The organism is Neorhizobium sp. S3-V5DH, from assembly GCF_004343065.1.
In the GTDB taxonomy this organism is placed as follows: Bacteria; Pseudomonadota; Alphaproteobacteria; order Rhizobiales; family Rhizobiaceae; genus Neorhizobium; species Neorhizobium huautlense.
Window position 1 is genome coordinate 18,856 of sequence record NZ_SMCL01000003.1, and the last position, 18,537, is coordinate 37,392.

Genomic DNA, 18,537 nt, shown 5'->3' on the forward strand with positions numbered 1-18,537 from the left:
CAATTATCGGAACACCCGTTCCCGATCCTTTCGGAGCCCCGTTGACCAAGCTCAGACGCGAGACCCATACCGCCTTTTCCGAAGCCGCGTCCCTCAGGCTGCGCGCTGCATGGCTTTATTATAACCAGGGATTAACGCAAAAAGATGTCGCCGAGCGTCTCGGCATCAGCCGCTCCACCGTGATCCGCATGCTCGATGAAGCGATGAAACGCTCGGAGGTGCAGATCTGGATCAGCGAGGGGATCGACACCTGCGTCGAACTCGCGACCCGATTGGAAAAGCTTTACTGCCTGGACGAGGCCGTCGTGGTGCCGGCGCCGCGGGACGATAGCACGACCGCGATGGCGAGCGCGGTTGGCCTGGCGCTCGGGCAGTTCCTTTCCGAAGTGGTGCAGAACGACATGACGATCGGAGTCGGCTGGGGCCGCACCATGACCGCCTCGCTGTCGAGCTTTCGTCCGCCGCGACGCGAGAACTGCAAGGTCGTTTCGCTGCTCGGCGGCATCGTCGCCGTCCACCAGACCAACCCGATCGACTATACATGGCGCTTCGCCGGCCAGCTTGGCGCCGAATGTTACATGTTCCTGGCACCGCTTTTGGTCGATTCCATCAAGACAAAACGAGCCTTGATCGAGCAGTGCGGGCTGAAGACCATCTACGATCTTGCCGAAAACCTCGATCTCGCGATCGTCAGCTGCGGCGACATCGGCCCGCATTCCACCTCGTTGTCGGAAGGATTCATCTCCAAGGCGGAACTGAACCGGCTGATTGCCGCCGGCTGCGTCTGCGACACCATGTTCAATTTCCTCGACAAGGAAGGTCGTTCCGTCGATCACGCGCTCAACGAGCGGGTGATGTCGATCGATCTCGATACGCTGAAAAAGGCGAAGCACATCGTGCTTTCCTCAGGCGGCGCCCATCGCGCCATTGCAATCCGCGCCACCATCCGCCGCATCGGCTGCAATACGCTGATCACCGACGAGACGGCGGCAAGGGAGCTGTTGAGGCTGGGCGAGGAGTCATTGCCTGCGCATTGACCTTGAAACCCAACAAACCGTCAGGAAGACGTCTTTTCGAATTGCGATGGCCAGAACAGCATCCGGGTGAACGTCTGCTGATAGACTAGGCCATTGGCGCCTTGCGGCCTCTGAACAAAGACGGAAATGCCGTCGGTGAAGTCTCCGTAGCCTCGCGCATAGGACCAGCCTATGAGCGAGGAGGAAAGCTCTGCGGCGCAATCTTCGATCAGGTCGTTGAGGGTTGCCCGGCTCTCCGGCAGTAGCGAGGCCGGATGCTCGAACAGGGGAAAGCTATCCAATTCCTTCCCTTCGTCCGGTTTGGCTGATGCCAGCGTTTTCCAATTCATCGCGATATCGACGCAGGCGCCGCAGATCGCCACGCCCGGGCCGCTAACGATATTGCCTACATTGGCATGCCGGTCTTCTCCGCAGAAACTGCAGACCACGGCATCGTCACCTCTGCCCTTCAGCAACCGCAGCGCGCCGCGGACTCTCTCTCCAAACGATGGATTGATGTGCATGTAGATCCCCTGAAGCTGCCCAACGTGACGGCAATATAGAACAGCTTCATTCCCGATCCATGCTCGGCCGAACGATCCTGGCCGGTCACGCCGCTCCTGCTTCCCAGCCGAGGATCGCCCGCTTGCGGGTCAGTCCCCAGTGATAGCCGGTCAGCGCGCCGCTTTTGCCGAGCGCCCGGTGGCAGGGCACCACGAAGGAGATCGGGTTGCGGCCGATCGCGGCACCCACGGCGCGGCTGGCGGTCGGCTGGCCGATATCGTTGGCCACATCCGAATAGGTAACGGCCTTGCCGAATGGTATCTTCAAGAGGCTCTGCCAGACCCGCACCTGGAAATCCGAGCCGATCAGCACCACCTTGAGCGGCTGGTCCCCAGACCATTTCGAACGGTCGAAAATGCGCGTGATGTAAGGCGCCGTGATCTCGCGGTCCTCCACATACTCGGCATTCGGCCATCGGCAGGTCATGTCTTCGAGGCAGGCTTTTTCGCCGTTCTGGTCGGCGAAGGCGAGGCCCGCCAGTCCGCGGTCCGTTGCCATGACGAGCGCGATGCCGAAGGGCGACGGGTGGAATCCGTAACGGATCGTCAGCCCGCCGCCGCGCGCCTTCCACTCGCCGGGAGACATGGCTTCGTGGGTGACGAACAGGTCGTGCAGGCGTCCGGGGCCGGACAGGCCGAGCTCGTAGGAGGCTTCGAGCAGCGGTAGTTCTTCCTTGCCGAGCAGCCGCTTGGCATGGTCGAGCGTCACCGCTTGCAGAAAGGCCTTGGGCGAGAGCCCTGCCCAGCGGGTGAAAACCTTCTGCAACTGGGTCGGCGACTGGCCGAGTTCGGCGGCAATCACTTCCAGCGATGGCTGGTCGCGGTAATCCAGCGTAATCATTTCGATGACGCAGCGGACGGTTTCATAATCGGAACCTTCAGGCGTCACGTCGGTGACGGGTTGAGCAATCTGAGCGAAAGCGTTCATGACATCTCTCCTTTCACCCATAGATGCTCCTTCGGCTCTGCCGAAACCACCCGTTTCTTGCAGTATCAGACTTTTCGTTTCACCGTGGCGAGAGCGCCCTTGAAGGCCTTTGCGAAGCTCTCCCGGTCGTCCGGATTGAGAAAAGAGCCGATGTCGGTAAACCGCCCCTCGCCCGTCACGAACATGCCGGTAATGCCGAATTCCTCATGCCGCTTCACCCGGAATCGCGCCCAGAACGGATTGAAGCGATGCTCTACCATGCGCCCCGCCGGCGAAAATTTGCGGATCGAAAGATTGGTGCGCGTGACGGTGACTTCCTCCCGCGCCTTGCCCGAGCGGTAGCTCATCTTCAGCGCGATATAGAGGCCCAGAAAATCGAGCCCGAAGAAGAGGCCGATCGGATAGGCGCCGGTAACCAGGAAGAACCCACCATAGATCAGGCAGACCGCACCCGACAACGCCAGCACGACACGGAACCCGGTCTTGCCGAGCGAACGATGGGGCGTGAGTTCGGCTGCGAAAACCGGCCGATCTTCTGGCATGTCCACGTTGCATTCCTTCATGCAGGCTGGCTATAGACGCATATGGCGACTTCCAAGACCAAATCCAGCACCAGCACTTTGCAAAAGTCAAATCACGGCTCTGCGCGAAAGCCCAGGCGTTACAAATCCGCCTATACCAAAGCGGAGATGGAGGAGATCTTCCGCCGCTTTTCCGTGCAGCGGCCCGAGCCGAAGGGCGAGCTGGAGCATGTCAACCCCTTCACGCTGGTGGTGGCCGTAGCGCTTTCCGCACAGGCGACGGATGCCGGCGTCAACAAGGCGACACGCGCCCTCTTCAAGATCGCCGATACGCCGGAAAAGATGCTGGCGCTCGGCGAGGAAGGTGTCACCCAATACATCAAAACGATCGGCCTCTACCGCAACAAGGCAAAGAACGTGATTGCGCTCTCGCGAATGCTGATCGAGGAATTCGGCTCCGAAGTGCCGAAGAGCCGCGAGGAACTGATCCGGCTGCCGGGCGTCGGCCGAAAGACGGCCAACGTCGTGATGTCCATGGCCTTCGGGATCCCGACACTTGCAGTCGACACGCATGTCTTCCGCATCGGCAACCGCCTGCTGATGGCGCCGGGCAAGACGCCGGACGAGGTCGAGGAGCATTTTCTCAAGGTCATCCCGGAGCAGTATCTCTATCACGCCCATCACTGGCTGATCCTGCATGGCCGCTATACCTGCAAGGCCCGCAAGCCGGAATGCGAGCGCTGCGTCATCGCCGATCTCTGTCGCTCGCCGGAAAAGACCTGCGACGTGCCGGCGCCGCTGGTCGAGCTACCGCCTCAATTTATTGGGGCTGAGGCCGTCGATTAAAGCCGCGATCGCCGCTTCGTAATTCTTGCGGTTGCCGCCGCAATCGATGGCGATCGCCGCCCGTTCGAAAGCCGCCGAGACCAGCACGGTCAAAGGATCGAGAAGCGGAAGAAGCGCGGCGCCCTCCAGGAGATGCGAGAGCCCCACCTTGAGGCTCGATTCCGCTGGATCTTCGCCATTCCCGGAATCCACGGCGGTCTGGGCCGGAGCCTCCTTGAGCAGCAACCGCGTTCGCCCGGGCGCGGCCATGGCATCGAAATATGCGCAGGCACCTTGCAAAAGAGCCTCCCGTGCCGATGAAGCCTCGGCCGACCGCGCCTCGATATCCGCAGCGACCTCCCCCGCTTCACGCTCCACCACCGCCCAGAACAGCGCTTTTTTATCTGGGAAGTGGTGGTAAAGAGCGCCGCGCGTCACCCCGGCGGCCGCGACGATGTCGGGCGTCGCCGTCTCGGCATATCCCTTTTCCACGAATAAGCGTCTGGCCGCCTCCAGAAGAGCGGTGCGGGTCGCATCGGTACGTTCGCGGTTGCTGCGCGCCATCTTAATCTCGCTATTTACATACAGACTGAATGTATCTATAAATTTACATACAGACTGAATGTATCCGCAAACTCCTTGGAGGGAAAGCCATGAAGGTCAGCAGCTATTATCCCGTCATTATGACCGGCGATGTCGCCGGCACATCCGATTTCTACATTCGGCATTTCGGCTTCGAGGCGCTGTTTTCGGCAGACTGGTATGTGCATCTGCAATCCAGGGAAAGCGAACACGTAACCTTGGCAATCCTCGACGGGAGCCATGAGACCATCCCGGAAAGCAGTCGCGGCAAAGCCTCCGGCCTGCTCCTGAACTTCGAGGTTGAGGATGTCGATGCGGTCTACGAACGTCTCAAAGCAGCCGGTTTGCCGATCCGGCTCGATCTCCGCGACGAAGATTTCGGCCAGCGGCATTTCATCACGTCAGACCCCAACGGCGTGTTGATCGACGTCATCAAGCCTATCCCGCCAAGTGCCGAGTTTGCATCAATGTACGATGGTTTGGCTCTGCCGGCCTAACCCTTGAACGCCGGATCGCGCTTCGAGATCGCCTTGTGGAGATGCACCATCAGGCCCGCGGCAAAAAGCGGCGTCAGAAGGTTAACGATCGGGACGGCCAGAAAACAAGCGATCAGAAGGCCCGCCATGAACACAGTCGAGGAATGTTTCGAGCGGAAGGCGCGAGCGTCCGTCGGCGTGCGAAACCGCATCGCCGCGAACTCGAAGAATTCCCGCCCGAGCAGATAACCGTTCACCAGAAAGAAGGCGATCAGGTTGATGCCGGGAATGAACAACAGAAACAATGCGATGATGTTGCCGACGATGACGACGCCCAGAAACTTGATCGAACTTGCCATCGCCTCGGCAAGCGGCATCGCCTTGCCGGGCACGTCATTGGGATAATCGCGCTTCTCGACCACTTCGGCGACATCATCGAGAAACAGGCCGGCAATCAGTGCGGTGATCGGCGCGATCAGGAGCGCCAGCGCCAGCGCGAGCCCGATGCTGGCAGCGATGGCGGCAATGAAGGTGAGCCAGCCGGTCCAGTCCGGCAGATCCGGGAAAAATGCCGCCATCCACGGCCAGGCATAAAAGGCGAAGAGTTCCCGCAGCCCGAACCAGAGACCGACCAGGACCAGGATCGTCAACCCCAGCGTCTTCCAGAAGACATTGCGTGTTTCCGGCGCGAAAAGATTGAGAAGCGAAAGGCGTGCTGCGTCGAGGATCATGCAAGGTCTCCGGTTGCCGCCAAGATGTAGGTGGGAGAGTGCGCGCGAACAAGCACGAGCGCCCCTCCTCACCGGCGGCGGCCAGGGCGGAACACCGTAATAAATTATGCAAATGCCACTTCGCGTTTCCCGCTTGACCAATTCATAGCTCACCAGCTATACGTCAATTCATAGCCGACGAGGTATGAATTGACGTGACAGCCGCCCATGACGAGATCTTCAGAACGCTTGCCGATCCCACCCGGCGGGCGATCTTCGAACGCCTGTGCCGGGAAGGAGAAAAGACGGTCGGAGCCCTGACGGCCCGGGCCGGAGTTTCGCAGCCGGTCGTTTCGAAACATCTTGCGGCCCTGAAGCGGGCCGGATTGGTGCGCGACCGCCCCGAGGGACGGCAGACGCATTACAGCGCGGAATTCGCCGCGCTTGCTCCCCTGGTCGACTGGGCAAACGAGATGACCAGCTTCTGGGAAAAGAAGTTCGATGCTCTCGAAGATCTTCTTAAAAGGATGGACCAATGAACGAAGTATCGCCTGAGGCCCGCACCGTGATGGTGGAACGGGAGATCCCTCACCCGCCGGAAAAGATCTGGCGCGCGCTTACCCAGCCGCACCTGATCCAGGAATGGCTGATGAAGAACGATTTCGCACCCGTCGTCGGACACCGTTTCAATCTCCGCGGGGAATGGGGCGGCGTGCTGGATTGCGAAGTCCTGATCGTCGAGCCGAACGAACGGCTCTCCTACACCTGGAACTTTGCGCATGACGATGCGGCCTACGACCTGAAAAGCGTGGTGACCCTGACCCTCACGCCGACCGCCAAGGGAACGCATCTGCGCATTGAGCAGACCGGCTTCCGGCCGGAGCAGAAACAGGCCTTTCACGGCGCCCGTCATGGCTGGCAGGGCTTTTTGGAGACGCTGGAGAAGGTTTTGGACGCACAGGCCTGAAAACCGCCCGTCATGGGAACCGCATCCGGCCATCCGGCGGACAAGCCGGCAACCATCAACGACCGATTTTGAAAGAAAAGACCATGACCTGGAGCAACGCAATCCGGCAGTCCCACCGCTGGCTGTCGATCATCTTCACGCTGACCGTCGCCGCCAACTTCGCCGCCATGGCATTCGGCGAACCGCCCGCCTGGATCGTCTACTCCCCACTGCCTCCCCTATTTCTGCTGCTGTTCAGCGGGCTCTATATGTTTGCACTGCCTTATGTGAGACGCAACGTCTGAGCAGAGGGATGACGAGCGGAGGTAGGCATGTGGCATCGCGAGCAAGGGAGGCCTATTGTTTAAGCTGAACCTCGATGGCGGCCTTGTCGATGACGGACCAGACCTCCGTGATCTTTCCCGTTTGGAATCGGTAGAAAACATTCTCGGTGAAAGAAATTTGCCTTCCGTTAACGTCGAGGCCGAGAAACGTGCCCATTGGGGCGCAATCGAAGGCAAGCCTCGCCGCCACATGAGGTGGTTCGCAGACGAGCAGATGGATGGAAAAATGCAGGTCGGGAATCTGCTCAAAGTCGTGGACCAGCATGCTCCGATAGCCTGACAGGCCAAGCCGTCTGCCATTGTGGACAACCTCGTCACTGACGAAGCAAGCCAGATTCTGCCAGTCCTGGCTGTTCAGGCAGGCAATGTATTCGCGATATATTTCGTCGAGGTCCGGGCTGTTCATGGTCAAATCCCCCGCAATTCCTCCCGATGCCTGACCATCGCCAGGAACCGCCGGTAATCCCGGGCGTATTGCGCCGCACGCGCCGAATCCGGCAGCCGTTCGCTGCCGCCGCCGTCCATCGCCCGCCCCGCCTCGAACAGGCTCGGCTGCACGCCGCCGGCGACCGCCGCGGTCATTGCCGTGCCGAGCAGAACGGCGTCTCGGTTTTGCGGGATCACCACCTTGCATCCTGTCACGTCCGCATAAAGCTCGACCAGCAGCGGGTTGTTCACATGGCCCCCGGTGACATGCAGGGTGTCGAAACGATAGCCGTGATCGGCGAGCGTTTCGAGGATGTGGCGGATGCCGAGCGCGATGGCGACTGAAGCGCGCCAGTAGAGCCGGCAAAGCCCGTCGAAGGAGGTGTCGAGGGTGAGCCCGCTGATGACGCCCGTCGCATGCGGATCGGCAAGCGGCGAGCGGTTGCCGTGAAAATCCGGCAGGACGTGAAGGTTCGGGGCAATGTCGCCATCGGTCTCTGCGCGCAATTCGTCGATGCGGGCGATGATGCGCCCGTGCAGCTCGGCTGTCGGTTCGCCGCCGGCGGCATGCATGTGTACCATATGGTCGAGCAGCGCGCCGGTCGCCGACTGGCCACCCTCGACCACCCAATGGTTCGGCAGGACCGCTTCGTAATAGGGGCCCCAGAGGCTTCGCCCAGGCTTTGCATCCCGCGCGAAGGCGACGACGCAGCTCGACGTGCCGCCGATCAGGGCAACGCTCGCCTCGAGTTCTGCTCTTCCCGACGCACCGCCGAGCACGCCCAAAGCGCCCGCATAGGCGTCGATCAGACCCGGCGCCACCTGGACGCCGGTATCGAGGCCGAGTTCCTCAGCTGCCTTCGCGCTGAGGCTGCCCATCGTGGTTCCGGCGCCGACGGTCTCTTCCGGCAGGCCGCCCTTCTCCTTGAGGTCCTCCAGCCCGGCAAGCGCCCAGAAATCGGCGTTCCAGCCGGGATTTTCGTGGGCGAGATAGTTCCACTTGGCCGTCAGCGTGCAGCGTGAGCGATGACCCGAACCGGTCGCCTTCCAGGTGAGGAAATCGGCAAGGTCGAAGAAATAACCCGCCCTCGCCCAGCTCCCGGGCAGGTGTTTCTTCAGCCACATCAGCTTCGGCATTTCCATCTCGGGCGACAGCGAGCCGCCCGAAAATTCCAGCACCTTGTGGCCGGTGGCCGAAAGCAGATCGGCCTCCTCGATTGCCCGATGGTCGAGCCAGACGATGGTGTCCTGCGCGTCCCTGCCGGTCGTCGAGACGCTGAGCTGATTGCCATCGCGATCACGGGCGACGAGCGAACAGGTGGCATCGAAGCCGATCGCGGCGATCCGGTCCGGCGTGATTCCGGCCTCGCCCAGGGCCTCCTTCACCACGCGGCAGGCGGCGGCCCAGATATCCTCCGAATCGTGCTCGGCGTGGTTTTCCTTCGGCCGAAACATCAAAATCGGATGCTTTGCCTTGGCAAGCAGCCGCCCGTTGCGGTCAAAGACGCCGGCGCGTGCGCTGCCGGTGCCGATATCGACCGCAACGAGGTGATCACGCATCCGGATCTGTTTCCTGTCCCTGTGCCTGTCCCATATGCCGCTGCAAGCCTAAGCCTGCTGCGAAACGGAGCCATTGCGGCCCTCGACATATTTTCGGACAAGGTGGATCAAATCCGGCATCGCGTCAAACACCACTTCGGGCGAAAGCGCGTCGATCCTTTCCCGGTAGCCCGGAGTGCCGGCATGCGAACCGCCGACGAAGGCAAAAACGGCCATCCCGGCACGGTGGCCCGCCTCGATGCCGGCGGGACTGTCCTCGATGACAATGCAATTTTCCGGATCGGTCCCCATCTGGCTTGCCGCATGCAGGAAGAGGTCCGGCGCCGGCTTGCCGTGTGCAACCATAGCGGCGGAAAAGATGTTCGGTTCGAGCTTGTCGATGAGGCCCGTCAGCGTCAAGGACAGCCGGATGCGCTCCGGCTGGCTGGACGAGGCGACGCAGCGACGCAGATCAAGACCATCAAGCGCATCGGCAATGCCGGCCATGGGCTGCAACTCCCTGCGAAAGCGGGCGTAGAGATCGTGGCGCATGTCTTCCAGAAAGCTCTCGTCCGCCTCGACGGCGAATTCCTCGCGCATGGTCCTGGTAATGGTGGCGAGGCTGCGGCCGAGAAAGCGGCGATAGGCTTCCGTCTCGTCCATGTCGAGGCCCTTGCGGCGAAGGGCATCGACCAGAACGCGGACCGAAACGGGTTCGCTGTCGACGAGAACCCCGTCGCAATCGAAGATCACCAGTGGTCCCGCCGTTTGAAGCACTTTGCCAACCCGTTATTTGACAAGTTCGTCCCGAAGATAAAGTTCGAGCGTCCTGGCCGTCCCCTCCCTCCAGAGCGTCGAGAGCGCATGGGCGAAGCGTTTCCGGAACAGCTCGGACTTCGAAACCTCGCCGAAGATCTCGTCGAACACAAGAAAGGCGTCCGGGTTATCCCTGGCTTTCAGCGCGGCCGCGTGCAGCTTGTCGGCGCTGGCGTCGTTGAACACGATCTCCCGGCCGCTATCCGACGTGCCGGCAAAGTAGCGGCACCAGAGCGCCGAGACGAGCGACAGGCCGACGATATCGAGGCCCTTGGCGAGCCGGTCGCGGGTGGACGGCAGGATGAATTTCGGCTGCCGGTTGGAACCGTCCTGCGCCAGCCGCGGAATGGTGTCGCCGATCTTCGGGTTGAGGAAACGGCGCTCGATCAGGCCGTAATAGTCGTTGAGATCGATATCGGGCACCGGCGGCACGATCGGGATGATCTCGTCCTTTTCCAGCTTGGCGAGGAACGCGCGGATCAGCGGATGCTCCATCGCCTCATGCACGAAATGGATGTCGAGAAGTGCTGCCGGATAGGCGATTGCCGCGTGGCCGCCATTCAGGATGCGGATCTTCATCAGCTCGTAGGGCGCAACATCGGGCACGAACTGGACGCCGACCTCTTCCAGCCGCGGCCGGCCGGAGGGAAAATTGTCCTCCATCACCCATTGCTTGAACTCTTCGCAGAAGACCGGCCAGTTGTCGTCGATATCGAAATCGTTCCTGAGGATGTCGATCTCGCGCTGGCCGGTCGCGGGCGTGATGCGGTCGACCATCGAATTGGGAAACGCGACGTTGTCGTGGATCCAGCGGGCAAAGTCCGGATCGGCAAGTTTTGCGAGCCCGATGACGGTGTTCTCCGTCACCTCGCCGTTTCCGGGAATGTTGTCGCAGGACATGATGGTGAAGGGCGCAATACCCCTCGCCTTCCGCTCTCTGAGGCCGGCAAGGATGAGGCCGAAGACGGTTTTCGGACTATTGGGATTCCTGCTGTCCTCGACGATCGCCGGATGGGCCGGGTTGAAGTGGCCGGCGGCATCGATGAAATAGCCCCCTTCGGTAATCGTCATCGAGACGATTCGGATCGTCGGGTCTGCGAGCTTCTCGATCAGCGCCGCGGTTTCGCCCGGAGCGATGATATCGGTCATTGGCGCGGTGACGCGGGCGGCGGTCCTGTTGTTGTCCTGTTCGACGACGGTAGTGAGGAAATCCTGGGCCGCGAGCTTGTCGCGCATCGCCGCATCGGATGGCATGACGCCCGCGCCGATGATCGCCCAGTCATGTGCCTTGCCGGTGTTGAACAGGTCGTCGAGGTAGATCGCCTGATGGGCACGGTGGAAATTGCCCACCCCGAAATGCAGGATGCCGGGGGTCAAACTCTTCGGATCATAGGCCGGCACGGCGGCGGTGCGCGCCACGTCTTTCAAGCTCGCCAGCGAAAGTTTTACCGTCATTATCTTAACTCCAGTATGGCCTGAGAAATCCCAAGCCAATAATTCAGACCAAGACCTGGACCCCGATTGAAAGCCGCGGTCGGCAGGCGTCTTGCACTCCCCTCGCCGTCATCCTCGGGATTGTCCCGAGGATGACGGTGGAGAACACAGCGCCCCCGTCGCAATCTTATCCCCGGATCGCCAGCCCCTTGTCGTCGAAACGATGCAGCTTGGACTCGTCCGGGGTCATGTAGACCGTATCGCCATGATAGGCGCCGAACTCGCCGTCGCAGCGCGCGGTGATGGGACCGATGCCGTCGACATCGAGGTGCAGGAACGTATCGGCGCCGAGATGTTCGGCGACCTTCACGGTGCCGCGCCAGGTGCCACTGTCCTTCGAGAGGCCGAGGTGTTCCGGACGGATGCCGGCGGTCCTGGCGCTCCTCGACTGGGCATAGGCTCCGTCGATGAAATTCATCTTTGGCGAACCGATGAAGCCGGCGACGAAGAGGTTGCGCGGCGACTTGTAAAGGTCGAGCGGCGAGCCGACCTGCTCGATATTTCCGCGGTTCAAGACGACGATCTTGTCGGCCATGGTCATGGCCTCCACCTGGTCATGGGTGACGTAGACCATCGTCGTCTTAAGCTGATGATGCAGATCGCTGATTTCGAGCCGCATCGTGCCGCGCAGGGCCGCGTCGAGGTTCGACAGGGGCTCATCGAACAGGAAGGCAGAGGGTTCGCGCACGATGGCGCGGCCGATCGCGACACGCTGGCGCTGGCCGCCGGAAAGCTGCGAGGGGCGGCGCTCCAGATAGTCGGTGAGGTTCAGAACGCGGGCGGCGGCCTCTACCTTCTTGTCGATCGCCGACTGCTCCATCTTCGCCATCTTCAGCGGGAAGGCGATGTTCTTCCTGACGCTCATATGCGGATAAAGCGCATAGGACTGGAAGACCATAGCCAGGCCGCGCTCGGCGGGTGCTGCGTGGGTGACGTCCTTGCCGTCGATCAGGATCTGGCCGCCGGAAACGTCTTCGAGACCGGCAATCAGCCGCAGCAGCGTGGACTTGCCGCAGCCCGACGGGCCTACGAAAACGACGAATTCGCCGTCGTTGATCTCGAGGTCGATCGAAGGGATGACCTTCGCTTCGCCGAAGACCTTCGACACTTGTCTGAGCGTGATGCTGCCCATATCCGTATTCCTTACTTAACCGCGCCGAAGGTCAGGCCGCGAACGAGTTGTTTCTGGCTGAACCAGCCGAGGATGAGGATCGGCGCGATCGCCATGGTCGAGGCCGCCGATAGTTTCGCCCAGAAGAGGCCTTGCGGACTGGAGAACGAGGCGATGAAGGCCGTCAGCGGCGCCGCATTGGTTGTCGACAACCGGATCGTCCAGAAGGCTTCGTTCCAGGCGAGGATGATGTTCAAGAGCAGCGTCGAGGCAATGCCGGGCACCGCCATCGGCGTCAGCACGTAGACGATCTCCTGCCAGAGGCCAGCGCCGTCCATGCGTGCCGCTTCCAGGATCTCGCCCGGAATCTCGCGGAAATAGGTGTAGAGCATCCACACGACGATCGGTAGGTTGATCAGCGTCAGCATGACGGTGAGCCCGATGCGAGTGTCGAGCAGCCCGAAATCGCGGAACATCAGGTAGATCGGCACCAGCACCGCCACCGCCGGCATCATCTTGGTGGAGAGCATCCACATCAGGATGTCCTTGGTCCGCTTGGTCGGCGAGAATGCCATGGCCCAGGCCGACGGGATCGCGATGATCAGCGCCAGGATGGTCGAACCGACCGCCAGCACGACCGAGTTCATGAACGGCTTGAAATAGTCGCGTTGCGTCTGCACCGTCACATAGTTCTCGAACGTGCCGGACGGGATCAGGCTGAAGCCGGCGATCGCTTCCGGCTCCGTCTTCACGCTGGTGATCAGCGTGTAGAGGATCGGGAAGAAGATGATGAGGGCGACGATCCAGGCAAAAACCGTGGCGGTGACCTTGTGTCTTGTCGTGACATTGCGAGCCATATCCGTCTCCTATCGATCCAGGTTCTTGCCGACGGCGCGCATCAGGAAGAAGGCGACGATATTGGCGAGAACGACCGCGATGATGCCGCCTGCCGAGGCGCCGCCAACGTCGTAGCCGAGAAGCGCCGTGCGGTAGATCAGGAAGGCGAGGTTGGTGGAGGCATAACCCGGGCCGCCATTGGTGGTGACGAGGATTTCCGCGTAAACCCCAAGCAGGAAGATCGTCTGGATCAGGATGACGACCGTGATGGCGCGGGCGAGATGCGGCAGCACCAGATAGATGAAGCGGTTGAAGAAATTGGCCCCGTCCATCTCCGCCGCTTCCTTCTGTTCGCCGTCGAGCGACTGCAGCGCAGTGAGCAGGATCAGGGTGGCGAAAGGCAGCCATTGCCAGGCGACGATGACGACGATCGAAAACAGCGGATATTGCGCGAACCAGTCGACGGGCCGGAGACCGAAGAACTTGGCGATATCCGCCAGCACACCATAGCCCGGATGCATGATCATGTTCTTCCAGATCAGCGCCGCGACCGGCGGCATGACGAAGAAGGGCGAGATCACCAGGATGCGGACGATGCCCTGGCCGAAGATCGGCTGGTCGAGCAGAAGCGCGATCGCAATACCGCCCACCACGGTGATCAGCAGCACCCCGCCGACGATGACCAGCGTATTCCAGATCGACTGGAAGAAGGCCGGATCGGTATAGAAATACTCGTAGTTGAAGAAACCGGTGAAGCTCACATTGGCGGGATTGAGCAGATTGTAGTTCTGGAACGAGAACCACAATGTCATCGCCAGGGGAACGATCATCCAGACGAGAAGAAGCAAGACGGAGGGCGCCATCATCAGGCGCGCCAACGTTTTCGTGTTTTGCGTTGCCATATCGACGCCCTCCCTCTGTTGCCCCGCGCCTTTTTTCTTTGGGAAGGAGACCGGCGCAGGAACATCGCTGCCTTTGTTGTATCAGTGACGGATTGTAGCTTGACCGCCCGGTGGAAAAGAGGACCGGGCGGCCGATGCTCGGGAGGTTACTTGATGTAGCCGGCGCGGGTCATTTCGCGCTTGGTGGCCGACTGGGCCTGTGCGAGCGCATCATCCACCGAGGACTGCCCGGCGACCACCGCGGAGAAGAGCTGGCCGACATTCGTGCCGATCGCCTGGAATTCAGGGATCGCGACGAACTGGCCGCCGGTGTAGGGCACCGGCTTGACAGTCGGCTTGGTGATGTCGGCCGCACCCATCGCTGCAAGCGTCGGAGCCGCGAAGGCTGCGGCCTTCTTGTATTCGGCGTTGTTGTAGAGCGAGGTGCGGGTGCCCGGAGGAACGTTCGCCCAGCCTTCCTTGGACGCGACGAGCTGGGTGTATTCCTTGCTGGTCGCCCAGGAGATGAACTTCTGAGCCGCGTCGCCCTTCTTGGAGGAGGTCGGGACGGCAAGGTTCCAGGACCACAGCCAGTTGCCGTGGTTGTTGACGCCTTCCTTGCTCGGGAAGAGCGCATAGCCCACCTTGTCGGCAACGGTCGAATCCTTCGGATTGGAAACGAAGGAAGCCGCAACCGTGGCGTCCATCCACATGCCGCACTTGCCCTGCTGGAACAGCGTCAGGTTCTCGTTGAAGCCGTTCGAGGAAGCGCCCGACGGACCGGCATCCTTCATCAGATCGACGTAGAACTGAAGAGCGGCCTTCCATTCCGGCTGGTCGAACTGCGGGTTCCACTTTTCGTCGAACCAGCGGCCGCCGAAGGAATTGGTTAGTGCCGTAACAAAGGCCATGTTCTCGCCCCAACCGGCCTTGCCGCGCAGGCAGATGCCGTTGATGTCGTTGGCGCGGTCGGTGATCTTGCGGGCAGCATCGCCGATGAATTCCCAGGTCGGGTTTTCCGGCATCTTGAGGCCCGCTTTGTCGAACAGGTCCTTGCGGTACATGATCATCGCGGACTCGCCATAGAACGGCGCGGCGTAAAGCTTTCCGTCGACCGTCAGACCGCCCTTGATCGCCGGCAGTATGTCGTTGGCGTCGTATTTGTCGCCGAGCTTGTTGAGCTCCAGCAGCCAGCCCTGTTTCGCCCAGATCGGCACTTCGTAGTTGCCGATCGTGAGGATGTCGTACTGGCCGCCCTTGGTGGCGATGTCGGTGGTGACGCGCTCACGCAGCACGTTCTCTTCCAGCGTGACCCAGTTGATCTCGATATCCGGATTGGCCTTGGTGAACTCCGAAGTCAGGCCCTGCATGCGGACCATATCGCCGTTGTTGACGGTAGCAATCGTGAGAGTTTCAGCCGAAGCCGCGGTGGAGAAAATGCCGGCAAACGCCAGCGCCGAGCAGGCGCCCAGCAAAACCGTCTTCAATGTCATATCTTCCTCCCAGAAGATGAGTAACGAGCATTCGCTTTGCTCGTGGGCAATTACTCATCAACCCACACAGAAAGTCAATCGCCTTTCGTCGCTGCACTGCAGCGGAGACGGGACATGCCATTGATTCAACAGTGGATAATTTTGCTCAAGCGGAGAGCAATTGCTCTGCAGTGGCTTCATCCGTGATGATGCCATTGATGATTTTGCCCTTCAGGGCGCCGGAAATTGCCGCAAACTTTTTTCTGCCCAGGGCGATTCCGATAACCGAGGACCTTTCGCGGGATGGGATCGGCACACTGGCGACGCGATCATTGATGGAATTGCCGAGCAACTGCCCTTCGCGATCGTAAATCCAGCCGCAGATCTCGCCGGCAGCGCCGCTCTTGACCAGGTCCAGCATCTCCTCCTTGCCGAGGAACCCGTCGATGCACAGAGGACCGTCGACGCCCAGTTCGCCGATGCCGACGAATGTGACGTCCGCCTGAGCGCCGAGTTCCAGTGTTGAACGAACCAGCGCTTGGCCGTGCAGCGTTTCGCGCTCCGCCGCCGACGAACAGAGGACCGGCAGCGGCATCGGGAAATGCCGTGCCTTGATCGCGTCCGCCATGGAGAAGATGACGTTGTAGTAAGCGGCCGAGCCGTCCGGGCCGATATTGCCGGTGAGCGAGACGATCCGGTGCTGCAGACATTCCATCGGCGGCAATTGGTCGACGGCCGCTTTCAGCGTACGGCCTGTTCCGATGGCGATGATGATCGGGTCCGGACGCTTGAGCCAGCGCTCGATCTCGGCAGCAGCCGCTTCGGCGATGCCGACCGTGCTGGAGACGCCGGCAGGATCGCTCGGCACGACCTCCGAATGGCGCAGGCCGTATTTCTTGCGCAGCGCTTCGGCAAGTTCCAGGCAGGCCGCTATCGGATGATCGAGACGCACCTTGATGAGACGTTCGGCAACGGCGAGCGAGACCAGCCGCTGTGCCGATTGCCTCGAGATGCTCATGGCCGCGGCAATCTCGTCCTGGGTGCGCCCCGCAACATAATAGAGCCACCCGGCCCGCGCCGCATCATCGAGCCGTCCTTGCGTATCAGACCGTTTTGCCATGGCAGAAAATCTCCTCCGCGCGTTGCTGCCACGTTTTGCGAGTTTCTGTCAAACGGGTGTAAAGGCGATAGGAAACCTCAAGCCACCTGCACCAGATGCCCCTCGCCCACTTCACGATATTCCCGTCTCGGCGGCACGTAGCCGACGGGGCGGATCGGGCTCTTGATTTCGTCCGTCGACATGTTGCGCTTGACCCTGCGGCGCGAGGGATCGGGGATCGGCACGGCCGACATCAGCTTGCGGGTGTAGGGATGTTGCGGATTTTCAAATACCGCCGCCCGCGGGCCAATCTCGACGATTTCGCCAAGATACATGACGGCAACCCGGTGGCTGACCCGCTCCACCACCGCCATGTCGTGGGAAATGAACAGGAAAGCGAGGTTCAAGCTCTGCTGCAGGTCCAAAAGCAGATTGCAGACCTGCGCCTTGATCGACACGTCGAGTGCGGAGACCGCCTCGTCCGCCACGATCACCTTCGGATCGAGCATCAGCGCCCGGGCGATCGCAATGCGCTGGCGTTGGCCGCCTGAGAATTCGTGCGGAAAGCGTTTCATCATGTCGGCGGAAAGGCCGACCTTGTCCATCAGGCTCGCCGCCTTGTCGCGCGCCTGTTGCTTGGTCCCGAGATTGTGCTCGATGAACGGCTCCATCACCGCCGACCCGATGCTCATGCGCGGGTTGAGCGAGGCGAAGGGATCCTGGAAGACCATCTGGATCGAACGGCGCATCTTGCGCAGCGTCGGCTGGTCGAGCTTCATCACCTCATAGCCGTCGAGCATCACCTCGCCGCTGGTCGGCGTGATGAGACGCGTGACCGAGCGGCCGGTGGTCGACTTGCCGCAGCCCGATTCGCCGACGAGCGACAGCGTTTCGCCTTCGAAGAGGTTGAAGGAAACCTTCTCCACCGCGTGCACGGCGCCGCTTTTGCGGCCGAAAAGGCCGGAATGGATGTCGAAGCGGGTGGTTAGATCCTTGACATCGAGGATCGGCGTCTTTCCCTTGGCGACCGTGTCCGAGACATCCGCTAGCGCCTGCTGTTCGCCGGTTTTCACGTCGATGATCGGGAACCGCAAGGGAAGCTTACGCTCGCCCATCGACCCGAGCCGCGGCACGGCAGATAGGAGCGCCCGCGTATAGGGGTGTTTGCCGCGATGGAAGATATCGTCGGTTTCCCCCGTCTCGACGGCGTCACCCCGATACATGACGATGGTCCGGTCGGCGACTTCGGCGACGACACCCATGTCGTGGGTGATGAAGAGAACCGACATGCCCTCCTCTTCCTGCAGCACCTTGATGAGGTCGAGGATCTGGCCCTGGATGGTGACGTCGAGCGCCGTGGTCGGCTCGTCGGCGATCAGAAGCTTCGGCTTGGAGGCGAGCGCCATAGCAATCATCACGCGCTGGCGCATGCCACCCGAAAACTGGTGCGGATATTCGTCGAAACGGCTTTTCGCGTTCGGAATCCGCACCTTTTCGAGCAGGCGGATCACCTCCGCCTTGGCTTCGGCCTTGGAAATCTCCGTGTGGACGGTGAGAGCTTCGGCGATCTGCTTGCCGATCGGAAAGATCGGGTTGAGCGAGGTCATCGGCTCCTGGAAGATCATCGAGATGTCGTTGCCGCGCACCTGCCGCATCTGCTCTTCGGGAAGGGACAGAAGCTCCCGGCCGTTGAGGAAGACCTGTCCTTCGATCCGGCTCGAATTCTTCGGCAGGAGCCGCATGATCGAAAGCGACGTGACGCTTTTTCCCGAGCCGGATTCACCGACGATCGCCACCGTTTCACGCGGCGCCACGTCGAAGGAAATATTGCGGACCACCGTGCGCCATTCGTCGTTCACGCGAAACGAGGTTGACAGATTACGCACCGAAAGGACCGGGGTCACCGAACCGCCGCCCTGTTCCATTGCAGTTCCCGAAAGCAGCATGGAAA

21 protein-coding genes are annotated in these 18,537 nt (G+C 61.1%); 6 read left to right on the plus strand and 15 right to left on the minus strand.

Annotated features, from left to right (window positions below; translation table 11 throughout):
* Window positions 1-41 precede the first annotated feature (41 nt).
* Complete coding sequence (locus tag EDE09_RS06100; RefSeq protein ID WP_132409365.1) at window positions 42-1,037, plus strand: sugar-binding transcriptional regulator; 996 nt, start codon at window positions 42-44, stop codon at window positions 1,035-1,037.
* 20 nt (window positions 1,038-1,057) lie between these two features.
* Here EDE09_RS06100 and EDE09_RS06105 read toward each other — a convergent pair whose 3' ends face one another.
* The 3 genes from EDE09_RS06105 to EDE09_RS06115 form a co-directional block, all read right to left on the minus strand.
* Entirely contained in the window at window positions 1,058-1,540 is a 483-nt protein-coding gene (locus tag EDE09_RS06105; RefSeq protein ID WP_132409367.1) for a ClpX C4-type zinc finger protein, read from the minus strand.
* Between the two features lie 85 nt (window positions 1,541-1,625).
* Complete coding sequence (locus EDE09_RS06110) at window positions 1,626-2,507, minus strand: bifunctional helix-turn-helix domain-containing protein/methylated-DNA--[protein]-cysteine S-methyltransferase (protein WP_132409369.1); 882 nt, start codon at window positions 2,505-2,507, stop codon at window positions 1,626-1,628.
* A gap of 65 nt (window positions 2,508-2,572) precedes the next feature.
* Complete coding sequence (locus EDE09_RS06115; protein ID WP_245505085.1) at window positions 2,573-3,049, minus strand: DUF2244 domain-containing protein; 477 nt, start codon at window positions 3,047-3,049, stop codon at window positions 2,573-2,575.
* A 42-nt stretch (window positions 3,050-3,091) separates the two neighbouring features.
* On the opposite strand from EDE09_RS06115, the gene nth reads away from it, so the two are divergent.
* Window positions 3,092-3,874 (plus strand): endonuclease III, encoded by a 783-nt coding sequence (gene nth, locus EDE09_RS06120; protein WP_132409373.1) that lies wholly within the window; start codon window positions 3,092-3,094, stop codon window positions 3,872-3,874.
* Here nth and EDE09_RS06125 read toward each other — a convergent pair.
* Window positions 3,836-4,417, minus strand: a complete 582-nt coding sequence (locus tag EDE09_RS06125) for a TetR/AcrR family transcriptional regulator (protein ID WP_132409375.1) — start codon at window positions 4,415-4,417, stop codon at window positions 3,836-3,838. The two genes, nth and EDE09_RS06125, sit on opposite strands and share 39 nt — an antisense overlap.
* A gap of 89 nt (window positions 4,418-4,506) precedes the next feature.
* Between EDE09_RS06125 and EDE09_RS06130 the strand changes: the two genes are divergently transcribed.
* Window positions 4,507-4,932 (plus strand): VOC family protein, encoded by a 426-nt coding sequence (locus EDE09_RS06130; protein WP_132409377.1) that lies wholly within the window; start codon window positions 4,507-4,509, stop codon window positions 4,930-4,932.
* On the opposite strand, the gene EDE09_RS06135 is transcribed toward EDE09_RS06130, so the two are convergent.
* Window positions 4,929-5,642: a sulfate transporter family protein gene (locus tag EDE09_RS06135; RefSeq protein ID WP_132409379.1), complete on the minus strand. Its 714-nt coding sequence runs from the start codon at window positions 5,640-5,642 to the stop codon at window positions 4,929-4,931. The genes EDE09_RS06130 and EDE09_RS06135 overlap by 4 nt on opposite strands.
* A gap of 194 nt (window positions 5,643-5,836) precedes the next feature.
* On the opposite strand from EDE09_RS06135, the gene EDE09_RS06140 reads away from it, so the two are divergent.
* From EDE09_RS06140 to EDE09_RS06150, 3 genes are all read left to right on the plus strand, one after another.
* Window positions 5,837-6,160, plus strand: coding sequence for a metalloregulator ArsR/SmtB family transcription factor (locus tag EDE09_RS06140; protein ID WP_105371537.1), 324 nt, complete (start codon window positions 5,837-5,839; stop codon window positions 6,158-6,160).
* Window positions 6,157-6,588, plus strand: a complete 432-nt coding sequence (locus EDE09_RS06145; protein WP_105371536.1) for an SRPBCC domain-containing protein — start codon at window positions 6,157-6,159, stop codon at window positions 6,586-6,588. Before EDE09_RS06140 ends, EDE09_RS06145 begins: the two co-directional genes overlap by 4 nt.
* Before the next feature lie 83 nt (window positions 6,589-6,671).
* Window positions 6,672-6,872 (plus strand): hypothetical protein, encoded by a 201-nt coding sequence (locus EDE09_RS06150; RefSeq protein ID WP_132409381.1) that lies wholly within the window; start codon window positions 6,672-6,674, stop codon window positions 6,870-6,872.
* A 52-nt stretch (window positions 6,873-6,924) separates the two neighbouring features.
* On the opposite strand, the gene EDE09_RS06155 is transcribed toward EDE09_RS06150, so the two are convergent.
* The 10 genes from EDE09_RS06155 to EDE09_RS06200 all read right to left on the minus strand — a co-directional run bounded on the left by EDE09_RS06155 (window position 6,925) and on the right by EDE09_RS06200 (window position 18,532).
* Complete coding sequence (locus EDE09_RS06155; protein ID WP_132409383.1) at window positions 6,925-7,317, minus strand: ester cyclase; 393 nt, start codon at window positions 7,315-7,317, stop codon at window positions 6,925-6,927.
* Window positions 7,318-7,319: 2 nt separating this feature from the next.
* A complete protein-coding gene (locus EDE09_RS06160) occupies window positions 7,320-8,897 on the minus strand; it encodes an FGGY-family carbohydrate kinase (protein WP_132409385.1) in 1,578 nt (525 codons plus the stop codon).
* 48 nt (window positions 8,898-8,945) lie between these two features.
* On the minus strand, window positions 8,946-9,653 hold the full coding sequence (locus EDE09_RS06165; protein ID WP_162712376.1) for an HAD family hydrolase: 708 nt from the start codon (window positions 9,651-9,653) through the stop codon (window positions 8,946-8,948).
* Between the two features lie 12 nt (window positions 9,654-9,665).
* Entirely contained in the window at window positions 9,666-11,147 is a 1,482-nt protein-coding gene (locus EDE09_RS06170; protein WP_132409387.1) for a mannitol dehydrogenase family protein, read from the minus strand.
* A gap of 166 nt (window positions 11,148-11,313) precedes the next feature.
* Window positions 11,314-12,318, minus strand: a complete 1,005-nt coding sequence (locus EDE09_RS06175; protein WP_105371530.1) for an ABC transporter ATP-binding protein — start codon at window positions 12,316-12,318, stop codon at window positions 11,314-11,316.
* An 11-nt stretch (window positions 12,319-12,329) separates the two neighbouring features.
* Entirely contained in the window at window positions 12,330-13,154 is an 825-nt protein-coding gene (locus EDE09_RS06180; protein WP_105371529.1) for a carbohydrate ABC transporter permease, read from the minus strand.
* 9 nt (window positions 13,155-13,163) lie between these two features.
* The gene (locus EDE09_RS06185; RefSeq protein WP_105371528.1) at window positions 13,164-14,036 is read right to left on the minus strand and encodes a sugar ABC transporter permease; all 873 of its coding nucleotides are present in this window, start codon (window positions 14,034-14,036) and stop codon (window positions 13,164-13,166) included.
* Between the two features lie 146 nt (window positions 14,037-14,182).
* On the minus strand, window positions 14,183-15,508 hold the full coding sequence (locus EDE09_RS06190) for a sugar ABC transporter substrate-binding protein (protein ID WP_105371527.1): 1,326 nt from the start codon (window positions 15,506-15,508) through the stop codon (window positions 14,183-14,185).
* 145 nt (window positions 15,509-15,653) lie between these two features.
* Complete coding sequence (locus EDE09_RS06195) at window positions 15,654-16,607, minus strand: sugar-binding transcriptional regulator (protein ID WP_132409389.1); 954 nt, start codon at window positions 16,605-16,607, stop codon at window positions 15,654-15,656.
* 77 nt (window positions 16,608-16,684) lie between these two features.
* Window positions 16,685-18,532 (minus strand): ABC transporter ATP-binding protein, encoded by a 1,848-nt coding sequence (locus EDE09_RS06200; protein WP_132409391.1) that lies wholly within the window; start codon window positions 18,530-18,532, stop codon window positions 16,685-16,687.
* Window positions 18,533-18,537 lie beyond the last annotated feature (5 nt).